General features: G+C 69.8%; 17 protein-coding genes and 1 tRNA gene. 6 read left to right on the forward strand and 12 right to left on the reverse strand.

Features of this window, described 5'->3' with window-relative positions:
- From EU555_RS00115 to EU555_RS00125, 3 genes are read right to left on the reverse strand one after another with little or no spacing between them, the layout of a single operon-like run.
- Positions 1-954, reverse strand: a complete 954-nt coding sequence (locus tag EU555_RS00115; protein WP_135412427.1) for an ABC transporter permease — start codon at positions 952-954, stop codon at positions 1-3.
- The gene (locus EU555_RS00120) at positions 951-2,234 is read right to left on the reverse strand and encodes an ABC transporter substrate-binding protein (RefSeq protein WP_135412428.1); all 1,284 of its coding nucleotides are present in this window, start codon (positions 2,232-2,234) and stop codon (positions 951-953) included. Before EU555_RS00120 ends, EU555_RS00115 begins: the two co-directional genes overlap by 4 nt.
- Before the next feature lie 46 nt (positions 2,235-2,280).
- Positions 2,281-3,270, reverse strand: coding sequence for an ABC transporter ATP-binding protein (locus EU555_RS00125; protein WP_135412429.1), 990 nt, complete (start codon positions 3,268-3,270; stop codon positions 2,281-2,283).
- Between the two features lie 217 nt (positions 3,271-3,487).
- Between EU555_RS00125 and EU555_RS00130 the strand changes: the two genes are divergently transcribed.
- A tRNA-Thr gene (locus EU555_RS00130) sits at positions 3,488-3,562 on the forward strand.
- A 611-nt stretch (positions 3,563-4,173) separates the two neighbouring features.
- Here the strand turns inward: EU555_RS00130 and EU555_RS00135 are convergent.
- The 3 genes from EU555_RS00135 to EU555_RS00145 all read right to left on the reverse strand — a co-directional run bounded on the left by EU555_RS00135 (position 4,174) and on the right by EU555_RS00145 (position 8,014).
- On the reverse strand, positions 4,174-5,136 hold the full coding sequence (locus EU555_RS00135) for a hypothetical protein (protein WP_135412430.1): 963 nt from the start codon (positions 5,134-5,136) through the stop codon (positions 4,174-4,176).
- A gap of 626 nt (positions 5,137-5,762) precedes the next feature.
- Positions 5,763-6,758, reverse strand: coding sequence for a hypothetical protein (locus EU555_RS00140; RefSeq protein WP_135412431.1), 996 nt, complete (start codon positions 6,756-6,758; stop codon positions 5,763-5,765).
- Between the two features lie 257 nt (positions 6,759-7,015).
- Positions 7,016-8,014, reverse strand: a complete 999-nt coding sequence (locus tag EU555_RS00145; RefSeq protein WP_135412432.1) for an FG-GAP repeat domain-containing protein — start codon at positions 8,012-8,014, stop codon at positions 7,016-7,018.
- Between the two features lie 776 nt (positions 8,015-8,790).
- Here EU555_RS00145 and EU555_RS00150 point away from each other — a divergent pair.
- The gene (locus EU555_RS00150) at positions 8,791-9,822 is read left to right on the forward strand and encodes an ABC transporter substrate-binding protein (protein ID WP_135412433.1); all 1,032 of its coding nucleotides are present in this window, start codon (positions 8,791-8,793) and stop codon (positions 9,820-9,822) included.
- Positions 9,823-9,831: 9 nt separating this feature from the next.
- Here the strand turns inward: EU555_RS00150 and EU555_RS00155 are convergent, their stop codons facing one another.
- The 3 genes from EU555_RS00155 to mtoX are packed head-to-tail and all read right to left on the reverse strand — an operon-like array spanning position 9,832 to position 13,650.
- The gene (locus tag EU555_RS00155) at positions 9,832-11,607 is read right to left on the reverse strand and encodes a cache domain-containing protein (protein ID WP_135412434.1); all 1,776 of its coding nucleotides are present in this window, start codon (positions 11,605-11,607) and stop codon (positions 9,832-9,834) included.
- A 34-nt stretch (positions 11,608-11,641) separates the two neighbouring features.
- Entirely contained in the window at positions 11,642-12,328 is a 687-nt protein-coding gene (locus EU555_RS00160) for an SCO family protein (RefSeq protein ID WP_135412435.1), read from the reverse strand.
- Positions 12,329-12,333: 5 nt separating this feature from the next.
- Positions 12,334-13,650, reverse strand: a complete 1,317-nt coding sequence (mtoX, locus tag EU555_RS00165) for a methanethiol oxidase (RefSeq protein WP_135412436.1) — start codon at positions 13,648-13,650, stop codon at positions 12,334-12,336.
- 319 nt (positions 13,651-13,969) lie between these two features.
- On the opposite strand from mtoX, the gene EU555_RS35975 reads away from it, so the two are divergent.
- The 3 genes from EU555_RS35975 to EU555_RS00175 all read left to right on the forward strand — a co-directional run bounded on the left by EU555_RS35975 (position 13,970) and on the right by EU555_RS00175 (position 15,234).
- Positions 13,970-14,128, forward strand: a complete 159-nt coding sequence (locus tag EU555_RS35975; protein WP_167858402.1) for a hypothetical protein — start codon at positions 13,970-13,972, stop codon at positions 14,126-14,128.
- 336 nt (positions 14,129-14,464) lie between these two features.
- Positions 14,465-14,698 (forward strand): hypothetical protein, encoded by a 234-nt coding sequence (locus tag EU555_RS00170; protein ID WP_135412437.1) that lies wholly within the window; start codon positions 14,465-14,467, stop codon positions 14,696-14,698.
- 128 nt (positions 14,699-14,826) lie between these two features.
- A complete protein-coding gene (locus tag EU555_RS00175; protein ID WP_135412438.1) occupies positions 14,827-15,234 on the forward strand; it encodes a hypothetical protein in 408 nt (135 codons plus the stop codon).
- 5 nt (positions 15,235-15,239) lie between these two features.
- Here EU555_RS00175 and EU555_RS00180 read toward each other — a convergent pair whose 3' ends face one another.
- Together EU555_RS00180 and EU555_RS00185 are read right to left on the reverse strand one after the other, a co-directional pair.
- Entirely contained in the window at positions 15,240-16,964 is a 1,725-nt protein-coding gene (locus tag EU555_RS00180; RefSeq protein WP_135412439.1) for a sensor histidine kinase, read from the reverse strand.
- 142 nt (positions 16,965-17,106) lie between these two features.
- A complete protein-coding gene (locus EU555_RS00185) occupies positions 17,107-19,557 on the reverse strand; it encodes a PAS domain-containing protein (protein WP_245524096.1) in 2,451 nt (816 codons plus the stop codon).
- A gap of 358 nt (positions 19,558-19,915) precedes the next feature.
- Here EU555_RS00185 and EU555_RS00190 point away from each other — a divergent pair, with 358 nt between their 5' ends.
- The gene (locus EU555_RS00190) at positions 19,916-20,161 is read left to right on the forward strand and encodes a (2Fe-2S)-binding protein (protein ID WP_135412441.1); all 246 of its coding nucleotides are present in this window, start codon (positions 19,916-19,918) and stop codon (positions 20,159-20,161) included.
- A gap of 32 nt (positions 20,162-20,193) precedes the next feature.
- Here the strand turns inward: EU555_RS00190 and bfr are convergent, their stop codons facing one another.
- Positions 20,194-20,691 (reverse strand): bacterioferritin, encoded by a 498-nt coding sequence (gene bfr, locus EU555_RS00195; RefSeq protein WP_135412442.1) that lies wholly within the window; start codon positions 20,689-20,691, stop codon positions 20,194-20,196.
- Positions 20,692-20,794 lie beyond the last annotated feature (103 nt).

Below are 20,794 nucleotides of genomic sequence, written 5' to 3' on the forward strand. Positions count from 1 at the left end.
TCAGAGCTCCCGGCGCAGATCGATCAGGCGGGTGAGCGCGCCGATCAGCACCATCACGGCGCCGAGCAGCACCACCGCGTTGGCGGCGGCCGCCGGGAATTGCAGGTAGGACATCTGCACCTGGATCACCTTGCCGACCGAGGCGATCTGCTGACCCCCCATGACGCCCACCGTGACGAAGTCGCCCATGATCAGCGTCAGGACGAAGATCGACCCGATGGCGATGCCGGGCTTGCACAGGGGCACGATGACGTTCCACAGGGTCTGCCAGGGGGTGGCGCCCGCATCCGTCGCCGCCTCGATCAGGGATCGGTCGATCCGCATCATCGAGTTGAAGATCGGCACGATCATGAACACCGTATCGAGGTGGATGAAGGCCAGCACCACCGAGAAGTCGGAGTAGAGCAGCCCCTCGATCGGCGCCTTCGTCACGCCGAGGCCCATCAGCGTGTCGTTGACGAGGCCGTTGCGGCCGAGCAGCGGGATCCAGGCGATCATCCGGATCACGTTCGAGGTCCAGAACGGGATGGTGCAGATCAGGAAGAGCACCGTCTGCATCGCCGTCGAGCGGACGTGGAAGGCGACGAAGTAGGCCACCGTGAACCCGACCGTCAGCGTCGCGGCCCAGCCGAGCAGGCAGAACTTCAGCGTCGACAGGTAGGTCCGGAAGGTCGTGCAGAGGTCGGCCCCCGACAGGCAGCCCTCGAACACGTCGGCGTAATTTTGCAGGGTGAAGGCCGGGATGATCTCGTACTCGTTGTACTCCCAGAAGCTGACGATCAGGGTGAGCGCCAGCGGCACCAGGAAGAACGCGAGGAAGACCAGCCCGAGCGGCATCGCCTGCCAGTAGGCGAGGCGCCGCTGGCGCCGCGTCTCGGCGGCGAGGCCCGGGAGAGCCGGGGCGGCTTGCGCCGCCTCCGGCAGGGAGGGCACGCGAGCGGTCGCCGTGCTCATGCGGCGATGAACTCGTTCCACTTGCGGACCATGTAGGTGTTCTCGTCCATCACCGAGTTCCAGCAGGCGACGGCGCCCATGCGCTGCTCGAACGAGCCGCCGTCGCGCACCGCGCCGGCCTTCTCCATCACGGTGCCGTCCGGCGCCTTGATGTCCTTCTCGGCCGGCTTGCCCTCCATCCAGAATGCCCATTCGTAGGGCTCCATCTGGGCCTTCGCCGTCTCGAGCACCGCCGAATAGTAGCCCTGGCGATTCAAATAGGCACCGGCCCAGCCGGACAGGAACCAATTGATGAAATCGTAGGCAGCGTCGAGCTTCTTGCCGGTCAGGGTCTTGGGCAGGCCGAAGCCCGAGGCCCAGGCGCGGTAGCCCTCCTTGAGCGGCTGGTAGGTGCAGGCGACGCCCTGCGAGCGCACCTTCGTGACCGCCGGCGACCACATCGACTGGATCACCGTCTCGCCGGACGCCATCAGGTTCACGGACTCGTTGAAGTCCTGCCAGAAGGCGCGGAACTGCCCGGCGCGCTTGGCCTCGATCAGCACCTTCATGGTGCGGTCGATCTCAGGCCTAGTCATGTTGCCCTTGTCGGGATAGGTGTAGTCGCCGGTGGCCTCCACCACCATCGCGGCGTCCATGATGCCGATCGACGGGATGTTGAGGATCGAGGCCTTGCCCTTGAACTCGGGGTTCAGGAGCTCCTTCCAGCTCGAGATCGGGCGCTTGATCAGGTCGGGGCGGATGCCGAGGGTATCGGCGTTGTAGGTGGTCGGGATCAGGGTGATCCACTCGGTCGGCGAGGACGCGAACTTGGTCGAGTTCTGGCCCTCCAGATAGAACACCTTCTTGGGCGCCGTGCCCTGGTCGCCGATCGTCTTGCCCGCCACTTCGCCCTTGGTGAAGACTGGGGTGATCTTGTCGGCGTTCTTGATCCGGCGGGCGTCCATGCCGACCAGGTTGCCCGACGGCATCAGCTTCTTGAGGCTGAAATACTCCGAATCGACGATGTCGAACGAGTTCGGCTGGGTGACGACGCGCTTCGAGACCTCGTCGGTCACGACCGGGATGTACTCGATCGTGATGCCGAGATCCTCCTTCACCTTGCGGGCGATGTCGCCGCTCTGGTTCACGGCGGTGCCGAGATAGCGCAGGGTGACGGGCTCGGCCGCGATGATCGCCGGGAAGCCCGTGACGACGCCGGAGCCGGCGGCGAGGCCGGCCGCGGCGCCGGCGCCCTGGAGCAGGGTGCGGCGGGACAGGCGGGGGGTCTTGGTCTCGGTCACGTCGTGGTCTCCCTCAGGTCGTCCGGGGTTCGGGGCCGCGGCGCGCTCAGGCGTCGAGGCGGTGGGCTTCCGCCGAGGGCCAGCCCACCCGCACCGTATCTCCGAGGGCGAGGGGGTGGTCGGCGTAGGCGTGGTCGCTCAGGATCGCGGTGAGCGGTGCGCCGGCCTCGGCCGACAGCTCAGGCGCCTCGAGGCTGACATGGACGGTGCTGCCCTGGTACTCGACCGCGACGACGCGGGCGCTCGCCGCCTCGGGGCCGGCCTCGGGGCCGAGGCGCATCCGGTCGGCCCTGACGGCGATGCGCCGGTCGGGCAGCGCGATGACGTTGTGGCCGCCGATGAAGCGGGCCACGAAGGCGGTGGCCGGCCGCTCGAACACCGTGCGGGGATCGGCCGCCTGCTCGATGCGGCCGCCATTCATCACCACCACGAGGTCGGAGAGCGCCATCGCCTCCTCCTGGCTGTGGGTGACGTGCACGAAGGTGATGCCGAGCTCGCCCTGCAGCCGCTTCAGCTCGGTGCGCATCCGCACCCGCAGGAACGGGTCGAGGGCGGAGAGCGGCTCGTCGAGGAGCAGCACCTTGGGGCCGGTGACGAGGGCGCGGGCGAGCGCGACGCGCTGCTGCTGGCCCCCCGAGAGCTGCGCCGGCAGGCGCCCGGCGAGCTTGTCCATCTGGACGAGGGCCAGCATCGCCTCGGCGCGCTTGATCCGCTCGGCCTTCGGCACGCCGCGCATCTTGAGCCCGAACGCGACGTTGTCGCGGCAGGTGAGGTGGGGAAACAGCGCGTAGCTCTGGAACATCATCGCGGTGCCGCGCTCGGACGGCGGCAGGTCGCCCACGGCCTTGGGGCCGATCACCACGTCGCCCGACGACACGGTCTCGTGTCCGGCGATCATCCGGAGCGTCGTGGTCTTGCCGCACCCCGACGGGCCCAGCAGGCAGCAATACGAGCCCGAGCGGATCTTCAGGTTGATCCCGTCGACCGCGACGGTGTCCCCGTAGCGCTTGGTCAGGCTGACGAGTTCGATGTCCATGCGCGCTCCCCTGAGGCCGGGTGGGTAGCAAGGGGCGGGCCAGCCACCCCGGTCGGAACGGCGCGGCGCCTCCGCCGGGCCCTTCCGCGATTCTTGCGCCGCGGGCCTGTTGCAATGCGCCGACCGATCCGCTATCCCCCGCTCGTCTTCGGCGCCCGGCCACGGACCGCCCGGCCTTCGCGGCCACGGGGCAGGTTCGGTGAAGCGGAGCCGACGGGCCGTTGTAGCTCAGTGGTAGAGCGCATCATTGGTAATGATGAGGTCGGGAGTTCAATCCTCCCCAGCGGCACCATCTCTCTTCTTGGAAAATCAAAGACTTAGGCAGGGCACCCTGGCTGGTTTATGATGCGCTCACAGGTTCACGTGAACCCGTAGCCGTCCAACCTCCAGGGCCGGAGCGGCGCAGGTGCGTGGGCGTGAACCGCGCGTACCGGGTCGTGGCCGACGCGGTGTCGCCGTGCCCGGGATACGCAGCGATCTCGCTGGGCGGCGCGCCCGCAGCCCGCGCGCGACGGCGACGTGGTCCCGGGCGAGGTCCAGGATCGCCGCGTTGCCGCCGGCCGCCGCGATCGCGAGGTGCAGGGAGAGCCGCAGGGGGGGGATGGGCCCGCGCCGCGTCCAGCGGCCGGTCGAACGCGATCCGCGATCAGGTGCGTCTCCTCGAGCGGCGAGGCCGGCGGCATCTCCAAGGACAGCATCTCCAAGGGCGGCATCTCCAAGGACAGCATCTCCAAGGGCGGCGCTTCCACGATCATCCCCCCTCGTCCCCGCCCGGAGCGGGGAGGCCCCAAGCGGGTTGGGTGCGGCTCTGGGCTCGACTGACGGGCGAGCAGCATTCCGGTGTGACGTCGGCGCCGCAGCGCCGGGAACAGCGTCGTTGCGTATCGGCTCCCGTCCCGTCGCTCAGCCGCCGCGCCCGGCTTCCGCGCCGAGGCCGCGCTGCGCCTTCGAGCGCAGGCGCTTGTTCTGGAAGACCAGCGTGATGGTGGCGCCGCCGCTGCCGCGGTCCGACCAGAGATACGTCTCGAAGGTGCCGAGCCCGGGGATCGTCGCGGTGACGTCGATGGTGCCGCGGCAGCCGAGCAGGCCCTCGACCTCGGAGAGACGCATCTCGGCCTGGAGCATCTCGAAGGTGCCGAGGCTGACCGGGCACTGCGTCCGCCCGGTCGGCGGCCGGTGCGCGGCGACCGGCGCCAGCGCGGAGCGGAACGATGCAGCCGGCGCCGGATCGGCGGCCGGCGGCTGCCTGTGCCAGGCGCCGGCGGGCGGTGCATCGTCCCCCGCATCGGGGGAGGCGGCCGGTCCGGCGACCGCCTGTGGCGCTTCCGCGGGCGGGGAGTCCCCGAATGCCGCGACCGGTCGCGGGCCTCCCGGTACGCCGCCGCTCCGCAGGGCGGGGGTGAAGGCCGAGCCCTGCCGCAGCCGTGTGGGCCCGGTCGGCGCACCACCGCGGTTGGACCCGTGCGGCGCCCGCTCCTCGCCCGCCTCGACGGGGGCGCGGGCGTGCCCGACGACGATGACCCGGCGCAGGGCCGTGTCGAGGCCGCGCAGGTCGCGGGCGAGGCGCTCGCTCCGCCCGGTGCCGGCAGGCCCGGAGCGGGTCTCGCAGGCTGCGAAGGCGGACAGGGCGTCGCGGATATCGTCCTCGGTCCACTGCCCGGCCGGCTTGCCGAACAGGTCGGCCTCGCCCTGCGGCACGGCGGACGCCGCCGTGGCGCCGAGCCGGCCGAGCCTCTCCTCCGCGAGGGCACGGTGCGCGCCGCAGCCGCCGGCCGCCGCGAGGGCCGCGCGGAACGGCGAGGGTGCGGCGGCAAGGGAGGAGCAGCACGTGGCACCGAGCAGGGCCGGTGCGAGAAGGAAGCGCATTGGGGCAGTCGCCTGGGGTTAGGTCATACTGCCTAAGCGAGAGGTCCGAGGTGAACGGACTCTTACCACTCGGGCCGGAGCAGCCGGGCTTCGGCCGCCATGCCTTCCCGTCCATTGACCGCCTCGCTCGGATCGACCGCATCCGGCTTCATCCCGGATCCGATCGATTCCTTCGGGACGGCGGATTCGGAGCCGGGACGCCCGACCAGCCCCGATCCGGATCGACTCGCCCATCACCTCGGCCGCGTCTCACCTCGGCCGCGTCTCACTTCGGCCACGTCTCACTTCGGCCACGTCGCGGCTCAGTGGGATCAGCACGCCCGGCCAGTCCCCGCGGACCGCCCCGCCGGCAGGAGACACCCCGAAGGACCGCAGCGGGTCGCACCCGAGGAACACCGTCGCATCGACGTGTCCGTGCGATGGCGCGAGGGTCGAAGCGGGAACTCGACGAGCATCGGCATGGCACGGTCGCGGACGAGGCCGTGATCGGCTAGCCTCATCCGGGGCCGCCCGACATCTGGCAGAGGCACCAGGAGGCGTTGGTGAGCCTGCGCGGCGCCCCGCGAGGGCGTCCATGGCCAGCCTCAGCTGACCCCGACCTGGACTCCTGAGAGTCGAGATCCACGCTATATGATGCTCCATTCCGAGCTGACGCCATTGAGCGTATGAAAGGCTCCCGGTCCGTTCGCAACATCCCAGACGAGACTTTCGCCCGTCGACTGATTATGCCATAGAATACTATCCGTTATCCTCCCTTGAGCGACCCCCGGGATTTGACCGGCCGTTTCCGATGTGAATTGACCGATGGTCGCATCCCACCCCTGTCCCGCATATCCGATCGTCTGTATTTTGTGTTCGGTATGGACAAATGTCTGAAACCAAGTTGGCTGAACAACCACCGTCTCATCATAACTCGCCGACACTTCTCCGGTGATCAGATTTTCCCATAATGTTCCCGCTGGTCTATTGTAGCCTTGTCGAACGCCGTTAACGTATTTCACCTCATCATTGACAAATTTGCCGAGACCTAAGAATTTCCAGTCACCCCCTCTATTTTCAGTCCTGTTCCATTGTACACCAGCAAAAGTGCTCCAATAGCCTGTCTCACCGGTTTGATGATTGTGCCAGTAAATATTTCCATCTTTTGATCCAAGCGCTTCCCAGCCGGCATTCGGATCTGCTCTTCCCACCTCGGTGATCCCGCTGATTGCTCCATTCTGCATGCGCCACTGAACAACTTGGCCCGTCGACGTGTTGAACCACAGAAGGGGAGAAAGACCAGTGTCCCCCGTCGCATTGCTGCCGTAGAACGGAATTGCCTTCCACTCTGGACCGATATTGTTGAGTTCATGAACGATGTTTTGACCGCCACCAGCTAGATCCCACCAGACAACTTGACCGGAATTCTCGTTCACCCACAATATATCGTCGATGCCATCATAGTTATAATCGCCATGATTGACGACATTCCAGCCTGGCCCCACGATACCCTGACTGCTGGAGCCGATGATCTCCGACGCCGAATTTTCAGAGCGGAGCAACCAATATTCCACCTCTCCCGTATTCTTGTTCTGCCACAGGATGTCGGAATACTTGTCGTTGTTGATCTTCGGCGCTTTCATGGCAGCTCTCCGTGCTTGTTCGATTTCCGTTAGATCATGTTCTGACGATCAATATGTGCAAATATCAATGTCATTCCATGCCGTACGCGGGCTCGTCGGCCAGAGTTCCAGCGCCGCTTCGAGCCAGGCATTCGGCATCGCAACCTCTTATTTCTCGCAACCAGATAGAGAGCGAAATGTGCAACCGTAATGCTGGGAGGGCGTCGACGACGAGCCTCGGCTAGCCTCAAATCGACTCGTATCCACCCACACTGATATCATATAATATTCCAATCCGAGCTGACGCTATTGGTCGTATGAAAGGCTCCTGGTCCATTCCCAACATCCCAGACAAGACTTTCACCGGTCGACTGATTATGCCAGAGTATGCTATCTGTGACGCCGCCCCTGGGAGGATTTCCGGGAATTTGGCCTGCCGTCTGAGAGGTAAATTGGCCGACCATCGCGTCCCACCCTTGTGCTGCATATCCGAGCGTCATCGTTTTGTGCTCAGTGTGAAAATAGGTCTGAAAAATATTAGTAGTGACGAAGGTTGTTTCATCATAACCAGTCGAAACTTCGCCCGTTATCGTGTTTTGCCATAAAGTTCCGGGCGGCCGGCTGATCCCTGTCGATCCGCTTGAGGATTGTGACGACTCGTCGTTGCGAAAATCGCCCAAGCCCAAAAACTTCCAATCTGCCCCCCTGTTCTCCGTCCGGTTCCACGACTGGCCGTTAGAAGATGGAGTCCAATAACCTGTCTCACCAGTCTGCTGATTCCGCCAATAAATCTTTCCGGCGTTTGACCCGAGGGCTTCCCATCCGGCGTTCGGATCCGCCCTTCCTACTTCCGTAATCGACTTAACTTCGCCATTTAAGAGGTTCCACTGTACGACTTGGCCCGTTGACGTGTTGAACCACAGCAGAGGAGGAGGACTGACGGTCGTAGCATTCGTGCCGTAGAACGGGATGGCCTTCCACTCCAGGCCGATATTTGCAATTGCGTGAACCGTGTTTTGTCCGCCACCGGCCAGATCCCACCAGACAACTTGGCCTGAATTTTGATTCATCCACAGTATGTCGTCGATGCCGTCCGAGTTGTAGTCACCGTTATTGACAACATTCCAGCCCGGACCGACCATGCCCTGACTGCTGGAGCCGATGATCTCCGACGCCGAATTTTCAGAGCGGAGCAACCAATATTCCACCTCTCCCGTATTCTTGTTCTGCCACAGGATGTCGGAATACTTGTCGTTGTTGATCTTCGGCGCTTTCATGGCAGTTCTCCGGATTTGCTGGAATGTAAGATCGATTGCCCTTACAGCAGGTTTTGCAGATCCACACCCATATATCTTGCTATCTTTTCTTGTTGTTCCGACTAATTTTTAAAAAACCCTCCAATCTAGATCCACAAACGATCTTAGCTCGACTGTCAATATGAGTCCAGCTATGATGATTGACCAGACGGTGATTTTGATATACTGCGGGCGACATGATGAGATGCGGACTTTGTGACTTTCGCTGGCGTCCCTTGTCAGAAAAAGCAGTGTCCGCCTGTGGGGCGAGCGTGTCCCCGGTCTGGAGCAACCGCTGTTCGGCTTCGCAGCCTGTCACGGTCTGAACGCCTGCCTCTGCACGATCCCGCCTGCCTCACCGGCTGATCCCGATACGCCCTGGCGCTCCCGCTCCCGATCCACCCGCCGGTCACCTCGGATCCAGGACAGAGGATGACCGGCCTTGATCTCCGTCGCCGGGGGCCGGGCGCGCTGCGGCGACGCATCCGCTGCGATGACCGGTCTCCTCTCTCCCGCAGCTCGGGTCGCTCGACGTCCTGCTCGCACGGCCTCCCGATGCCGGCCCACCCGGCCTTGCCGGATTCCGCGGCGCAGTTCGGCGCCGTCCCCCATCGGAGCGGGAATCGCGGCGATGCCGGGCCCGCCCGTCTCGTCATTCTCGAGGACGCCCGGTCCTCTTCGGGATCCGGCCGGTCGCCGGGCCGAGGAAAGGCGGCTATGCTCCGGCTCGCCGATCGGATCTTCTCGGATGCCCTGCGATGACGGCGCGATGGCGATTCGACAGGGGAGGCCTCACCGCCCCGCGGGCGACGCGCCGGGACGTGCTCGCCTGGCTCGCCGGGACGGCCGCCGTTCCGCGCGTCGCCGGTGCGCAGCCGCGGAAGGCCCTGCCCGTCATCGGCTATCTCGGCCTCGAAGCGCCCGACCCCTATGCCAGCCGGCTCGCCGCCTTCCGCGAAGGCCTGGCCGAGGCGGGGTTCGTCGAGGGACGGGACGTCGCGATCGACTTCCGCTGGGCCGAGGGGCGCTACGAGCGGCTGCCCGGGCTCGCCCGGGACCTGGTCGAGCGCCGGGTCGCAGTCCTGGCGGCGCCCGGCGGTGCGCCGGTTGCGCTCGCCGCGAAGGCCGCCACCGCGACGATCCCGATCGTCTTCGAGATGGGCGGGGATCCGGTCGCGCTCGGGGTGGTGCAGGATCTGGCGCGCCCGCGCGGCAACGTGACGGGCGTGTCCAGCCTGAGCGTGGAGGTCTCGCGAAAACGGCTGGAATTCCTGCACGAGGCCGTGCCGGCCGCCGCGGCCTTCGCGGTGGCGTTCAACCCGACGAGCCCGACCGCGCCCTCGCAGCTGCGCTCCCTGCACGAGGCCGCCGAGGCCCTGGGCGTGCAGATCCGGGCCTCGCCGGTCGCCAGCGAGGCGGATTTCGCGCCGATCGTCGAGGCCGCGGCCGCGCGGCGGCCGGGGGGCCTCGTCTTCACCTCCGATCCCTACTTCGCCCTGCGCAGCCGGCTGCTCGCCGCCCTCGCAATCCGCCACGCCGTGCCGGCCGTCACGCAGACGCGGGACTTCCCCCTCGCGGGCGGCCTGATGAGCTATGGCGGCGACTTCACGCAGACGCACCGGCTCGCCGGCCTCTATGCCGGCCGGATCCTCAAGGGCGAGCGGCCCTCCGACCTGCCGGTGCAGCTCGTCACGAAGGTCGAGCTGTTCGTGAACCTCAAGGCCGCCGATGCCCTCGGCGTGATCGTCCCGCCGGCGCTCCTCAGCGCCGCCGACACGGTCCTCGAGTGAGGGCGGGCCTCACGGTTCCCGCGCGATCCCGAAGACCGGAACCTCGTCCGCGAGCCCCTTCAGCGGCAGCGTGCCCAGCGCCGTGACGGCGCATCGCCCGCGGACGGCCTCGGCGAGGCTTATGTCGATCAGGATCTGCGCGTCCGCGGCCGCGGCGCAGAGGCGAGCGGCGAGGTTCACCGCGGGGCCGATCGCCGTGTAGTCGGACCGGCCCTCGTAGCCGATCCGCCCGACGGTCGCGGGTCCCATCGCGGCGCCGACTCCGAAGCCGAGGCGGAAGCCCTCGGCGTCCCACCCGTCCGCCAGCGGCCGGACCGCCTCCTGCATGGCGAGGGCGAGCCGCACGGCGGTCGGACCGGGATCCGGGGTCGGCACGGGGGCGTTCACCAGGGCCATCAGGCCGTCGCCCGTGAAGGTGACCAGGGTGGCGCCGTGCGCCGTGATCGCGTTCCCCAAGGCCGCGAAGTACTCGCCCAGCACCGCGATCACCACCTCGGGCGGGGAGCCGGCCGAGAAGGCGGTGAAGCCGCGCAGGTCGCCGAAGATCACCGCCACCTCGAGACGCCGCCCGTCGAGCACGCCGTCGTCCCCGCACCGGTCGACCAGCTCGGCGACCTGCGGGGCGAGGAAGCGCCGCAGCCGCGCGATGCGCTCCTGCCGCTCCTGCGACAGGGCGAGCTCGCCCGCCATGGCGTTGAAGCGCGCGGCGAGCCGGCCGAGCTCGTCCGCCGAGGCGATGGCGATGCGGTGCGCGAAATCCCCCGCCCCGATCCGCTGCGTGCCGTGCTCGAGCAGCCGGATCGGGCCGGTCATGCGGCGCGCCAGCCCGTAGGCGAGGGCGCCGGCGAGCAGGAGACCGAGGAGGATCAGCGCGCCGGTGCGCAGGAGCGCCCGCACGATCGGCCCGAACGCTTCCGCGGCGGGCTGCATCACCACCACCGTCCAGTCGAGGCCGGGAATCGTGGCCGCCGCCGCGATCACGCCGCGGCCGGCGGCGTCCACGCCCGTCGCGGCGCCCCCGGCCGCACGCACGACCGCGCGCAACGCCGCGAGGGCACGGGCCGCCGGGTCGTCGGCCCCGCGCAGCACGAGGCTGAGGTCGGGATGGGCGATGAGGCGGCCCGGGCCGTCGAGCACGAAGGCCTGCCCCGTCTCGCCGACGCGGATGCCCGAGACGACGTCCCGGATGAGCTTCAGGTTGACCTCCGCCACGGCCACGCCGACGGAGGCGCGGTTGCCCGCCACCGCCACGGTCATGAAGGGCTCGGAGCCGCGGTGGTCGATCACCGGACCGTACCAGGCCCGGGCCGTCGTGGATTCGGCAAGCCTGGACTCGGCCGTCCGGGACTGGGCCATCCGGGCCCCCGCCACCGCCGGATCGGCGGAGCGGTCCACGCCGCTCCCGGCGCGGTTGAGGCTGACGCGCGAGACCTGCAGCCGCTCGCGACCGTCCCCATCGACGAGGGTCAGCTGCGCGACGGCCGGCACCTGCCGCAGCAGGCGCAGGGCGTCGAGCCGCTGGCGCTCCTCCGCGGGGGGCGTCCAGGGCAGCTGCACCATCCAGCCGAGCTGCGTGCGGATGGTGTCGATGAAGCCCTCGATGCGGAAGGCCGCGTCGCGCGCCTCCAGGCCGAGCAAAGCGTGCAGCTGGTCGCGCCGGTCACGGTAACCGAGCCACGCCTCCAGGCCGCCACTGGCGAACAGGGGCAGCGCCACCGCCGCGAACAGGACGACGCAGTACTTCGCGAAGAGCGAGCGGCGCGGATCGAGCGCGAGCGTGACCATGGCTTTGCGCGCCCCTCGCCCCGGACGCCCCCGTTCAGCGGCCCCGCGCACCCCCGGAGCCGGCGTCTTCGAGAAGGAGCGTGCGGATGTCGGTGAGAATCAGCGAAGGCTCGAAGACGTCGAGGCTGTAGATGTTGCGCACCCGGCCCCCGGTATCGATCAGGAAGGCGCGGAAGACGTGGTTCAGCGTCCCGCCCGGACGGGCATCGACCCGCTGCCCGTAGGCCGCGAGGATCGGCGCGAGCGCGTCCCGGCCCGGCGTCGTGAGGAAGGCCCAGGCGGGCGCGGCGGGATCGGCGGAGCGCCAGGCGGCCGCGAAGCTGCGCATCACCTCCGGCGTGTCGTGCTCGGGATCGAAGCTCAGCGTGACGAGGCGCATCCGGCGCGCCACGGCCGGATCCGTCGCGGCGAGGTCCTGAAGCCGGGCCATGCCCGCGCTGGCGAGCGGGCAGACGTCGCCGCAGCGCGTGTAGATGAGCGCCAGCACGGTGATGCCGGGCGTGTCACCCGGAAGGTCCCGGCCCAAAAGGTCCCGGCTCCTGCCGGCCTCGTCGAGGACGGCGCCTCCCCCCGCCGGCTTGATCGGCGGCAGGCGGTAGCTCCCCGGCGGCGGGATCGGGAAGCCGGCCGCCGCCTCGGGCCGCGGCGCGTGACCGTCATGGGCGCGGGCGGCGGCACCGAGGGCCAGCGCCGCGAGGCCGAGGAGAGCGGCGGGTCGCATCGGCGTCACGGCGCGTAGAGCGCGGCGGCGCCGAACGCCATCATGTGCGGGCGCCCGAGCCGCTCGGCCGTGAAGTCGATCGCGAAGCGCGCCGCCAGCTCACGGCCGTTCCAGGTATAGGCCTTCAGGAACTGCTCGTTCTCCACCCCGGTCTTGTCCCAGTTCGCCAGGAGCGAGCTGGTATAGTAGATCCGTTTGCCGTCCCAGCTCTGCGAGACCATGTTGAGCTGCGCGCCGATCTTCTTCTCGTAGATCTGCCGCGGCCTGTCGGGATCGGAGACGTCGAAGACGCGGGTGGTGCCGTCCATGAAGGTGTCGACGAACAGGGTGCGGTCATCGGCCGAGAGGCTGATGTCGACGGGCACCGGCAGCGTCGACGGGTCGCCGATATCGGCCACCGGCTTGGCGCTCCAGGCCCCGTGCGCGTCCTCGCGCACGAGCCAGAGCTTCGCGGTGAGCGCGGTCGAGGTGAACGCGTAAGTGTGCTGCGGCCCCCAGGCCCAGCGGATCTCCAGCGGCACGCCGGGCACGCTCAGCACGGTGCGGGGCTGGCGGGCGTGGAAGTCCCACACCACCATCGTCTGGCCGAACCGCTTCATCGCCTCGCCGTCCTTCATCAGGTCGCCGAGGGGGCGCATGTAGTTCTCGCGCCCGGTGAAGGACGAGGTCAGCATGACGTTGCGGCGCGGCAACACGCGGGCGTCGTAGCCGTAGCCGTCGGCCGTAGCCTCGATCCGCGCGCCGTTCGGCGCGGCCTCGGTGGGCAGCCAGTGCGTCGCGACGTAGTCGCCCTCGTTCGAATACTCGACGAGGGCCGCCCGGCCGGTGCCGTCCCGGTTCGACAGGCTCGGGATCAGCATGCGGCCGGGCAGCGCGTAGGCGCCGTGCGGCCCGGCCGCGCCGCCGCTCCTCTCGACGAAGTCGTCGATCACCTTGACGAGCCGGGGTTTCGCCGGCTCGCTGGCGACGTCGAAGATGAAGATCCTGCTGTCCGACAGGCCGGCGGCCCAGAACTGGCGCCGGTCGTCGGTGAAGCCGCCGTGATGCGCCTCGTGCCGGCCGCCCACCGACGCGGCATGGATCGGCTTGCCGAAGGTGGGGGAGGCCTCACGCGCATCGACCGTCACGAGCTTGTCCGACCCGTCGCCGAGCCCCTCGACCCCGAGCGTCCAGACGTAGACGAAGTCCTCGAGGCCGGTGATCTTCGCCATGTAGGGCGACTGGCAGGTCTCGTCGGCGCGCGCCGGCTCGGTCACGAGCATCCATGCGGCGCAGCATGCGAGGGCCAACCGACCAGGCGGCCATGCGCGGATCCTCGCCATAGGCTCTCCCCATGCTCTTCCGGCCGGACCATCACCCTGCCTCGTCACTCGTCGCCTGCCATCGCATCGGCGTGAAGAGGCATGGTCATGCTTCGCCGATTTGGACGAGGTGTCAATTGCCGGCATCGGTGCGGCTGTTCGAACATCGAGACATTGCTGGCGGTTTGTGCGTCTCTCGCCCCCGATTGCTGTGCGGGAAGCCTGATCCGGACCGTCCTGGTCAGACGGATCCACGTTCTGCTTGGCCGCCGTCCGGGCACGCCGGCCGGCATCGGAGGCGGTCACGATTTGTTAACCATACCGGCGCAGTGAGCCGGCCATGTACGCGCAGCTTCGCCACTCCGGCTGGCGCCCCCTCGAGGCGCTCGGCCATATCGCGTTCGGCATCGCCCTCCTGGCCGCGGGCCTCGCCCTGGCGGGCGCCGACCTCCTCGGCGGCTGGACGCAGGCCGGCCTGTTCCTCACGGGCGGCGGCTGATCTCACGGAAACCGATGCGCGCCCGGTTCGCGCCGGTCCGGCACCGCCGCGAACCCGCGTGGGTTGCGTCCCGGTGACGGACTGCTAAGCTTGGCCGTGCCGGCCGGCACGCGACGCGTGCCCGGCCGCCAACGCGCCGTCGGACGGCGACGCGCGCGATCGTCGATGCCGCATGAGCGGCACCACGCCTCCCCTGCCGCGGGCCGTGATCCCGGGCGCGGGCGGCTTCGTCCCATCCGGACGCGCGTCCCGCGTCCTGCCGGCCGCGCCGCCGGGCGGCCCAACGGCCTCCCGGGCTTCGTCCGCGCGGCCGACCCAACCCGAGGATCCGACGCGATGATCGATCACCGCCGCCGCCTCCTGAGCCGGGCCGCCCTCGCCGAGGAGGGCCGCATCACCCTGCGCCGCGAGCCGGACCGGGCCTGGCCCGGCGACCACAGCCGGCTCTGCGCGCTGGAGAATGACGGCCACCTGACCTTCCTGGGCGAAGAGCCCGGCGCGCTTCCGGGCAGCGCCTCGGCGGCCTGGCGCATCACCCCGCGGGGGCGTGACGCATTGCGCGAGCCGTGACGCGGTCGGCCGCCCGCGGACACCCGTTGTCACAAGGGCTTAGAGCCGCACCGGCGCTTCAAAACCGGCCTTTTCGGTCTTAAGATGAGGGAGCGGGCCGCGGCCCGGGCAGGCCGTCGAGGAGAGCGATGGACTACGTCTGCGACGTTCCAGGCGGAAAGACCTGGTTCCGGATCGACACCGAGGCGGAGGCGATCCGGGAATCGGCCCTGATGGGCCACGCCGTCGAGAAGCACTTCCGGCAGGCCATGGCCCGGGCCGAGGCGTCCTACGTGCCGCCCTCCGGCCCCTTCATCGAGCAGCAGATCGGCCTCAAGGCGCATTTGCGCCGGACCATGCCGCGATTCTTCACCCTGCGCGACCCGGAGGGCAACGGGCTCGCCACCGCGATGGTGCCCTCGGGCGCCGGCTGCCCGATCATCGTCGGCGTCGGCAACCGCGACCCTTACGTCGAGCACGCCGAGGCGATCCGGGTGCTGGCCGCGCATCTCGGCATCCCGCTCGAGCGCAGCCGCTGCTACCCCTACGGCCGGTAGCGGGGTCAGGCCGCCTCGGTCCGGACCGCGAGGGGCACCGCGATCAGGCAGGCGAGACCGCCCTCGGCGAAATCGAACCGGACCTCGCCGGCGAGCTCCCGCTCCAGGCTGGCGCGGATCAGGCGGGTGCCGAATCCGGTCCGGGTCGGCGGCACGACCCGGGGCCCGCCGCTCTCGCGCCAGCGCAGTTCCAGCGCCCCAGGCCCGACCCGCCACTCCACCGCCACCTGGCCGGCCTCGGCCGAGAGCGCGCCGTACTTCGCCGCGTTGGTGGCGAGCTCGTGGATCGCCATCCCGAGGGGCAGGGCCATCGCGGGGGTGAGGGAGACCGGCGGCCCGTCGAGGCGGATGCGGTCGGCCCGCCCGCTCGAATAGGGCTCGAGTTCGGCCGAGAGGATGCCGCGCAGACCCGCCCCCTCCCAGTGATTGGCGGTGAGGACGTTGTGGGTCTGGGACATCGCCAGCAGCCGGGCCTCGAAGCTGCCGGTGAAGTCGGCGAGGGAGGCGGCGCTGCGGGCGGTCTGGCGCGCCATCGACTGCACGGTGGCGAGGGTGTTCTTCACCCGGTGGTTCAGCTCGTGGATCAGCAGCTCCTGGCGCGCATCGGCCGCCCGGCGCTCCGCCTCCTGGCGCTGCAGCGCGGCGGCGGCGGCGGTCAGGGCGTGGCTGATCGCCTGCGCCTCCCGCACGGCGGAGGCCGGCGCCTCGACCGGCGCGCCCCGGCCGAGGGCGGCGGCCGCGACCGCGAGGCGGCGCAGCGGCCGCGCGAGCAGGCCGGCGGCGAACCAGCCGAACCCCGCCGCCAGGGTGGCGACGACGAGGCCCCAGAGCAGGATCTGCCGGCGCAGGTCCGCCACCGACGCGAAGGCGGTGCCGGCATCCTGGCGCACCAGCACGGTCCAGCCGAGGCCCGGATAGTCGCGGTAGCCCCGGGTCGGCCGGTAGCCGGTGAGGTAGCGCCGCCCGTCCGGCCAGGTCTCCGTCTCGGTGCCGGCGCGCCCGGCCCTGGCGGCGGCGACGCTCGGCAGCGCCGCCGGCAGGGTCGTGCGGCGCAACGCGTCGGGGCCGAGCAGCACGGTGCCGTCCCGGGCGAGCACCAGGGCGGTAACGTCGCGCTGGCCGGCCGAGGTCTCGCGCAAGGAGGCCTCGACGCCCCGGGCCCAGGCCCAGTCGAGGTGACCCGAGACCACGCCGACGAGGCGTCCGTCATCGGCCCGCACCGGGGCCGCGATGTCGAGCACCCGGGGCGGGTCGGCCGGGTCGTGACCGGGCTTCAGCGCGGCGAGCAGCAGGGCGTCGTGCACGTCGCCCACGAAGGGGCCGTGGCGGCCCCTGGTGAAGTAGTCCCGGTGCGCGACGTCGATCCCCTCGAGCGCCCCGGTGCTGGTCGCCTCGATGCGGCCCGCGGCGTCGATCAGCCCGATGATGGCGTAGTCCGAGTAGGTCTCCTGGGCCCGCCGCATCACCCGGCGCTTGCGCTCGACCGGGGCGGCCGGGTCCCGGATCGTGTCGTTCTCGGCCAGGATCACCATGTCGCGCCAGCGCTCGAACAGGCCGCGGTCGAGCTGTCCGGCCATGTGCTCGGCGAGGTCGGCGAGCTCGGCCTCGATGCGCGCCTCGAGCCGCTGGCTCGCCACCCGGGACGCCACCAGGGCGAGCACCAGGGTCGCCACCAGGCCCGCGACCCCGAGACCGAGGGCCAGGAAGACGCGGAGCGGCGGCTGGGGCAAGGAGGCGATCCGCGTCTTTGGCGAAGGCGGCGGCCCGGCGGCCCCGTCCTGGCTGGGACGCGATCTTATCGTAAAGCAACCCGTGGGAGAAAGCCTCGCCGGCCCGGTTCGTCGGAAAGCCCGCGGGCGTGGGGTCCGCGCCTCACGCCGGCCCCGGCTCGATCATCGCCCGGACCTTGGCGGCGAAGGCCTCGATGGCGAAGGGCTTGGTGATCATCCGCATGCTGGGCGCGAGGTGGCCGTTGCCGAAGGCGGCGTTCTCGGCATAGCCCGTGATGAACAGCACCCGCAGGCCGGGCCGCCCCGCCAGGGCCTCGTCGACCATCCGGCGGCCGTTGAGGCCCGGCAGGCCGACATCGGTGACGACGAGATCGATCCGCCCCGGCGCCTGGAGGATGCGCAGGCCGGTCCGGCCGTCGGGCGCCTCGATCACCCGGTAGCCGAGCTCGGTCAGGGTCTCGCCGACGAGCGCCCGGACGGTGGCGTCGTCCTCCACCACCAGCACGGTCTCGCCCCGCTCGGCCCGCGGCGCCGGCAGGCCCGCCGCCGTCTCCCCCGGCTCGTCCGCGGCCTGTCCGAGATGCCGCGGCAGGTAGAGCTTCACCGTCGTGCCGGTACCGACCTCGGAATAGATCCGCACGTGCCCGTCGGACTGCTTGGCGAAGCCGTAGATCATCGAGAGCCCGAGGCCCGTGCCCTGGCCCAGCGGCTTCGTGGTGAAGAACGGGTCGAAGGCCCGGGCGATCACGTCCGGCGGCATACCGCTGCCCGTATCGGTCACGCTCACGCAGACGTACTGGCCGGCCCGCACCCCGATCTCGCGCGACGCATAGGCGTCGTCGAGATGGGCGTTGGCGGTCTCGATGGTCAGCCGCCCGCCCTCCGGCATCGCGTCGCGGGCGTTGATCGCGAGGTTGAGGATCGCGTTCTCGAGCTGGTTGGGGTCGCAGAGCGTCAGCCACAGGCCCCCCGCCACCACCACTTCGAGCTGCACCCGCTCGCCCAAGCTGCGGCGCAGGAGCTCGTCCATGGCGCTCATCAGCCGGTTTGCGTCGACCGCCCGGGCCTCGAGGGGCTGGCGGCGCGAGAAGGCGAGCAGCCGGTGGGTGAGCGCGGCGGCGCGCTGGGCCGAGGCCATGGCGAGGCCGGCATAGCGGGTCAGGTTCTGCGTACGGCCCTCGTTGATGCGGGTCTGCATCAGGTCGAGCGAGCCGACGATGCCGGTGAGCAGGTTGTTGAAGTCGTGGGCGATGCCGCCGGTGAGCTGGCCCACCGCCTCCATCTTCTGCGACTGGCGTAGGGCCTCCTCGATCCGGGCGCGCTCCTCCATCTCGGCGGTGAGCCGTGCATTGGCCTCGGCCAGAGCCGCGGTGCGCTCGGCGACCTGCGCTTCCAGTTCCTCGCGGCTGCGGGCCAGGGTCTCGCGGGCCCGCACCTGGTCGTCGATGTCGGTGCAGGTGCCGAACCAGCGCTCGATCGCCCCGGTCTCGGGATCGCGGATCGGCACCGCCCGGCCGAGCACCCAGCGGTAGACCCCGTCGTGCCGGCGCAGGCGGTACTCGATCTCGTAGGGCTCGCCGGTGGCGAGCGAGCGGCGCCAGCGCCGCCAGGCCTCCTGCTGCTCGCCCGGGTGGAAGATCGCGTTCCAGCCCTCGCCGTCGGTCGAGCCCTCGGGCATGCCGGTGAACTCGTACCAGCGCGGGTTGTAGTAGTCGTGGTAGCCGTCCGGCAGCGTCGACCAGACCATCTGGGGCATCGATTCGGCGATCGCCCGGAACTTCAGGGCGCTGTCGGCGAGGGCCGCCCGCGCGGCCTTCTCGGCGGTGATGTCGACGCCGAGGAGGTGCAGGTCGAGCACCGCGCCGTCGGGCCCGCGATGGGGCACGTAGCGCACCAGGGCATGGCGCCCGTCGTCGCCGGGATGCGGCGTCTCGAAGGACACGGTCTCGCCCGCGAAGGCCCGGGCGAGGAGCGGGCGGCGCACGGCGTAGAAGGCCTCGCCGACGATGGCGCGCAGCGGGCGCCCGACGGCCTCGGCCGGCGTCAGGCCGTACCATCGCGAAAAATTGCCGTTGGCGAAGCGGCAGACCTCGTCGCGGTCGAGGGCGGCCATCAGGGCCGGCGCCGATTCGGTGATGCTGCGCAGGCCGTCGCGGTCGGCCCTCGTCTCCGCGAGGGCGCGGGCGAGCCCGAGCTCCCGCGCGGCCTGGCCCGCCAGGGTCTTGAGGGCCTCGGCCTCGCGGTCCGTCAGCCCGCCCGCCCGGGCCTCCGGATCGAGCACGCAGAGGGCGCCGAGGGGTGGGCCGTCCGCGTCGGACAGGGCAAGGCCGGCGTAGAAGCGCAGGCGTGCCGGGCCGGCCACCGCGGACAGGCCGGCGGTGCGCGGATCCCGCGCCAGGTTCGGGATGACGACAAGCCCCGGCGCCGCGAGGGCGAGCGCACCGAGCGCCACGGCCTCGTCCGGATCGAGCCCGGGCGGAGCGGGTCCGGCGAGCGGCGCCTCCGGCCGATGGACCAGCGCGAAGGCGGCGCCGCAGACGATCCGGGCGAGGCGGGCCGCGTCGGCGAGATCCGACCCAGGGTCGCCGGCCACGAGGGAGGCGCCGCGGCCGGCCGGTCTCGTCTTCCCGCTTTCGTGGTGGCTGGTCATGGCTGATCGTTGCGGCCGGCTCGGAAACGCGCCGGACCTTGCGGAACAGCACCGGATAGACGGACGGTTTCCCGCAGGCAACCGGCAAATGGCCTTGTGGTTTCCTCAGTCTTCGCAGGCCGGCGCCGCATCGGCAGACTGCGGCGCGATGCCCTGTCGGGGCCGGGTCGCGACGGCTTGCCGAATCGCCGCCCGAACGGTAACTTGTTGATTATGTTGTAGTTTTCAAAAGTTCTAATCTGCGAGCGGCCCACCGGCGCGATCCGGCGGCGCTCCGCGCACCGGATGCCTCAGTCCCCGCATGATCGTCTGTTCCTGCAACGTGCTCTCCGACGGCCAGGTCCGCGCGTGCCTCAATCCCGGCCCGGCCTGCCCGCGCACGCCGGCCCAGGTCTATGCCTGCCTCGGCTGCAGCCCGAAATGCGGCCGCTGCGCCCGCACGATCCGGGGCATCCTCGACCGCGCGCTCGCCGAGGCGCACGCCGCCTGCACCACGACCTGCGGCGCGGCCTGCACGCTGAAGGAACTGAAGGAGGAGGCCGCGTGAGGCGGCCCCGCTCCCCGTAAGGTCCGGGACGATTATTCGACCTCGGGCTCGATCTTCTCCAGGCCGCCGATATGGCGCTGGGCGTAGAGCGGCAGGCCAACCTGGCGGATCAACTCGAGCTGGGTCTCCAGGAAGTCGATATGGCCTTCCTCGTCGGCGGCCAGGTCCTCGAACAGCTGCTTCGAGACCCGGTCGTTGATCGAGTCGCAGTACTTCGCGGCCTCGAGGTAGAGGCTGCGGGCATCGACCTCGGCGGAGAGGTCGCACTCGATGATCTCCTGGACGTTCTGGCCGATCCGCAGCGGGTCCAGCTCCTGCAGGTTCGGGAATCCCTCGAGGAACAGGATCCGGTCGACGAACCGGTCGGCGTGGTTCATCTCCTCGATCGATTCCTTGCGCCAGAACTTGGCGAGATCGATGTAACCCCAGTCGTTGAGCATCCGGAAGTGGAGCCAGTACTGGCTCACCGCGGTCAGCTCGCTGCGCAGGCCGCGGTTGAGGTACTCGACGACCTTGGCGTCACCCTTCATCGTTCGATCTCCCGTATCGATCGTCCAAACGGGGCCGGGCGGGTGCCGGCCGCCCTGAGCCTAGCTATCAGCGAACGTCCCTGAGGGCCACAGCGGCCGGGCC

The sequence above is a fragment of the Methylobacterium nonmethylotrophicum genome, from assembly GCF_004745635.1.
Taxonomy (GTDB): Bacteria; Pseudomonadota; Alphaproteobacteria; order Rhizobiales; family Beijerinckiaceae; genus Methylobacterium; species Methylobacterium nonmethylotrophicum.

What these genes read in the sequence shown, in the direction of transcription:
- EU555_RS00115 (WP_135412427.1), bottom strand. Translation starts at nt 954, where the DNA reads ATGAGCACGGCGACCGCTCGCGTGCCCTCCCTGCCGGAGGCGGCGCAA.
- EU555_RS00125 (WP_135412429.1), bottom strand. Translation starts at nt 3,270, where the DNA reads ATGGACATCGAACTCGTCAGCCTGACCAAGCGCTACGGGGACACCGTC.
- EU555_RS00135 (WP_135412430.1), bottom strand. Translation starts at nt 5,136, where the DNA reads ATGCGCTTCCTTCTCGCACCGGCCCTGCTCGGTGCCACGTGCTGCTCC.
- EU555_RS00140 (WP_135412431.1), bottom strand. Translation starts at nt 6,758, where the DNA reads ATGAAAGCGCCGAAGATCAACAACGACAAGTATTCCGACATCCTGTGG.
- EU555_RS00145 (WP_135412432.1), bottom strand. Translation starts at nt 8,014, where the DNA reads ATGAAAGCGCCGAAGATCAACAACGACAAGTATTCCGACATCCTGTGG.
- EU555_RS00150 (WP_135412433.1), top strand. Translation starts at nt 8,791, where the DNA reads ATGACGGCGCGATGGCGATTCGACAGGGGAGGCCTCACCGCCCCGCGG.
- EU555_RS00155 (WP_135412434.1), bottom strand. Translation starts at nt 11,607, where the DNA reads ATGGTCACGCTCGCGCTCGATCCGCGCCGCTCGCTCTTCGCGAAGTAC.
- EU555_RS00160 (WP_135412435.1), bottom strand. Translation starts at nt 12,328, where the DNA reads ATGCGACCCGCCGCTCTCCTCGGCCTCGCGGCGCTGGCCCTCGGTGCC.
- mtoX (WP_135412436.1), bottom strand. Translation starts at nt 13,650, where the DNA reads ATGGCGAGGATCCGCGCATGGCCGCCTGGTCGGTTGGCCCTCGCATGC.
- EU555_RS35975 (WP_167858402.1), top strand. Translation starts at nt 13,970, where the DNA reads ATGTACGCGCAGCTTCGCCACTCCGGCTGGCGCCCCCTCGAGGCGCTC.
- EU555_RS00170 (WP_135412437.1), top strand. Translation starts at nt 14,465, where the DNA reads ATGATCGATCACCGCCGCCGCCTCCTGAGCCGGGCCGCCCTCGCCGAG.
- EU555_RS00175 (WP_135412438.1), top strand. Translation starts at nt 14,827, where the DNA reads ATGGACTACGTCTGCGACGTTCCAGGCGGAAAGACCTGGTTCCGGATC.
- EU555_RS00190 (WP_135412441.1), top strand. Translation starts at nt 19,916, where the DNA reads ATGATCGTCTGTTCCTGCAACGTGCTCTCCGACGGCCAGGTCCGCGCG.
- bfr (WP_135412442.1), bottom strand. Translation starts at nt 20,691, where the DNA reads ATGAAGGGTGACGCCAAGGTCGTCGAGTACCTCAACCGCGGCCTGCGC.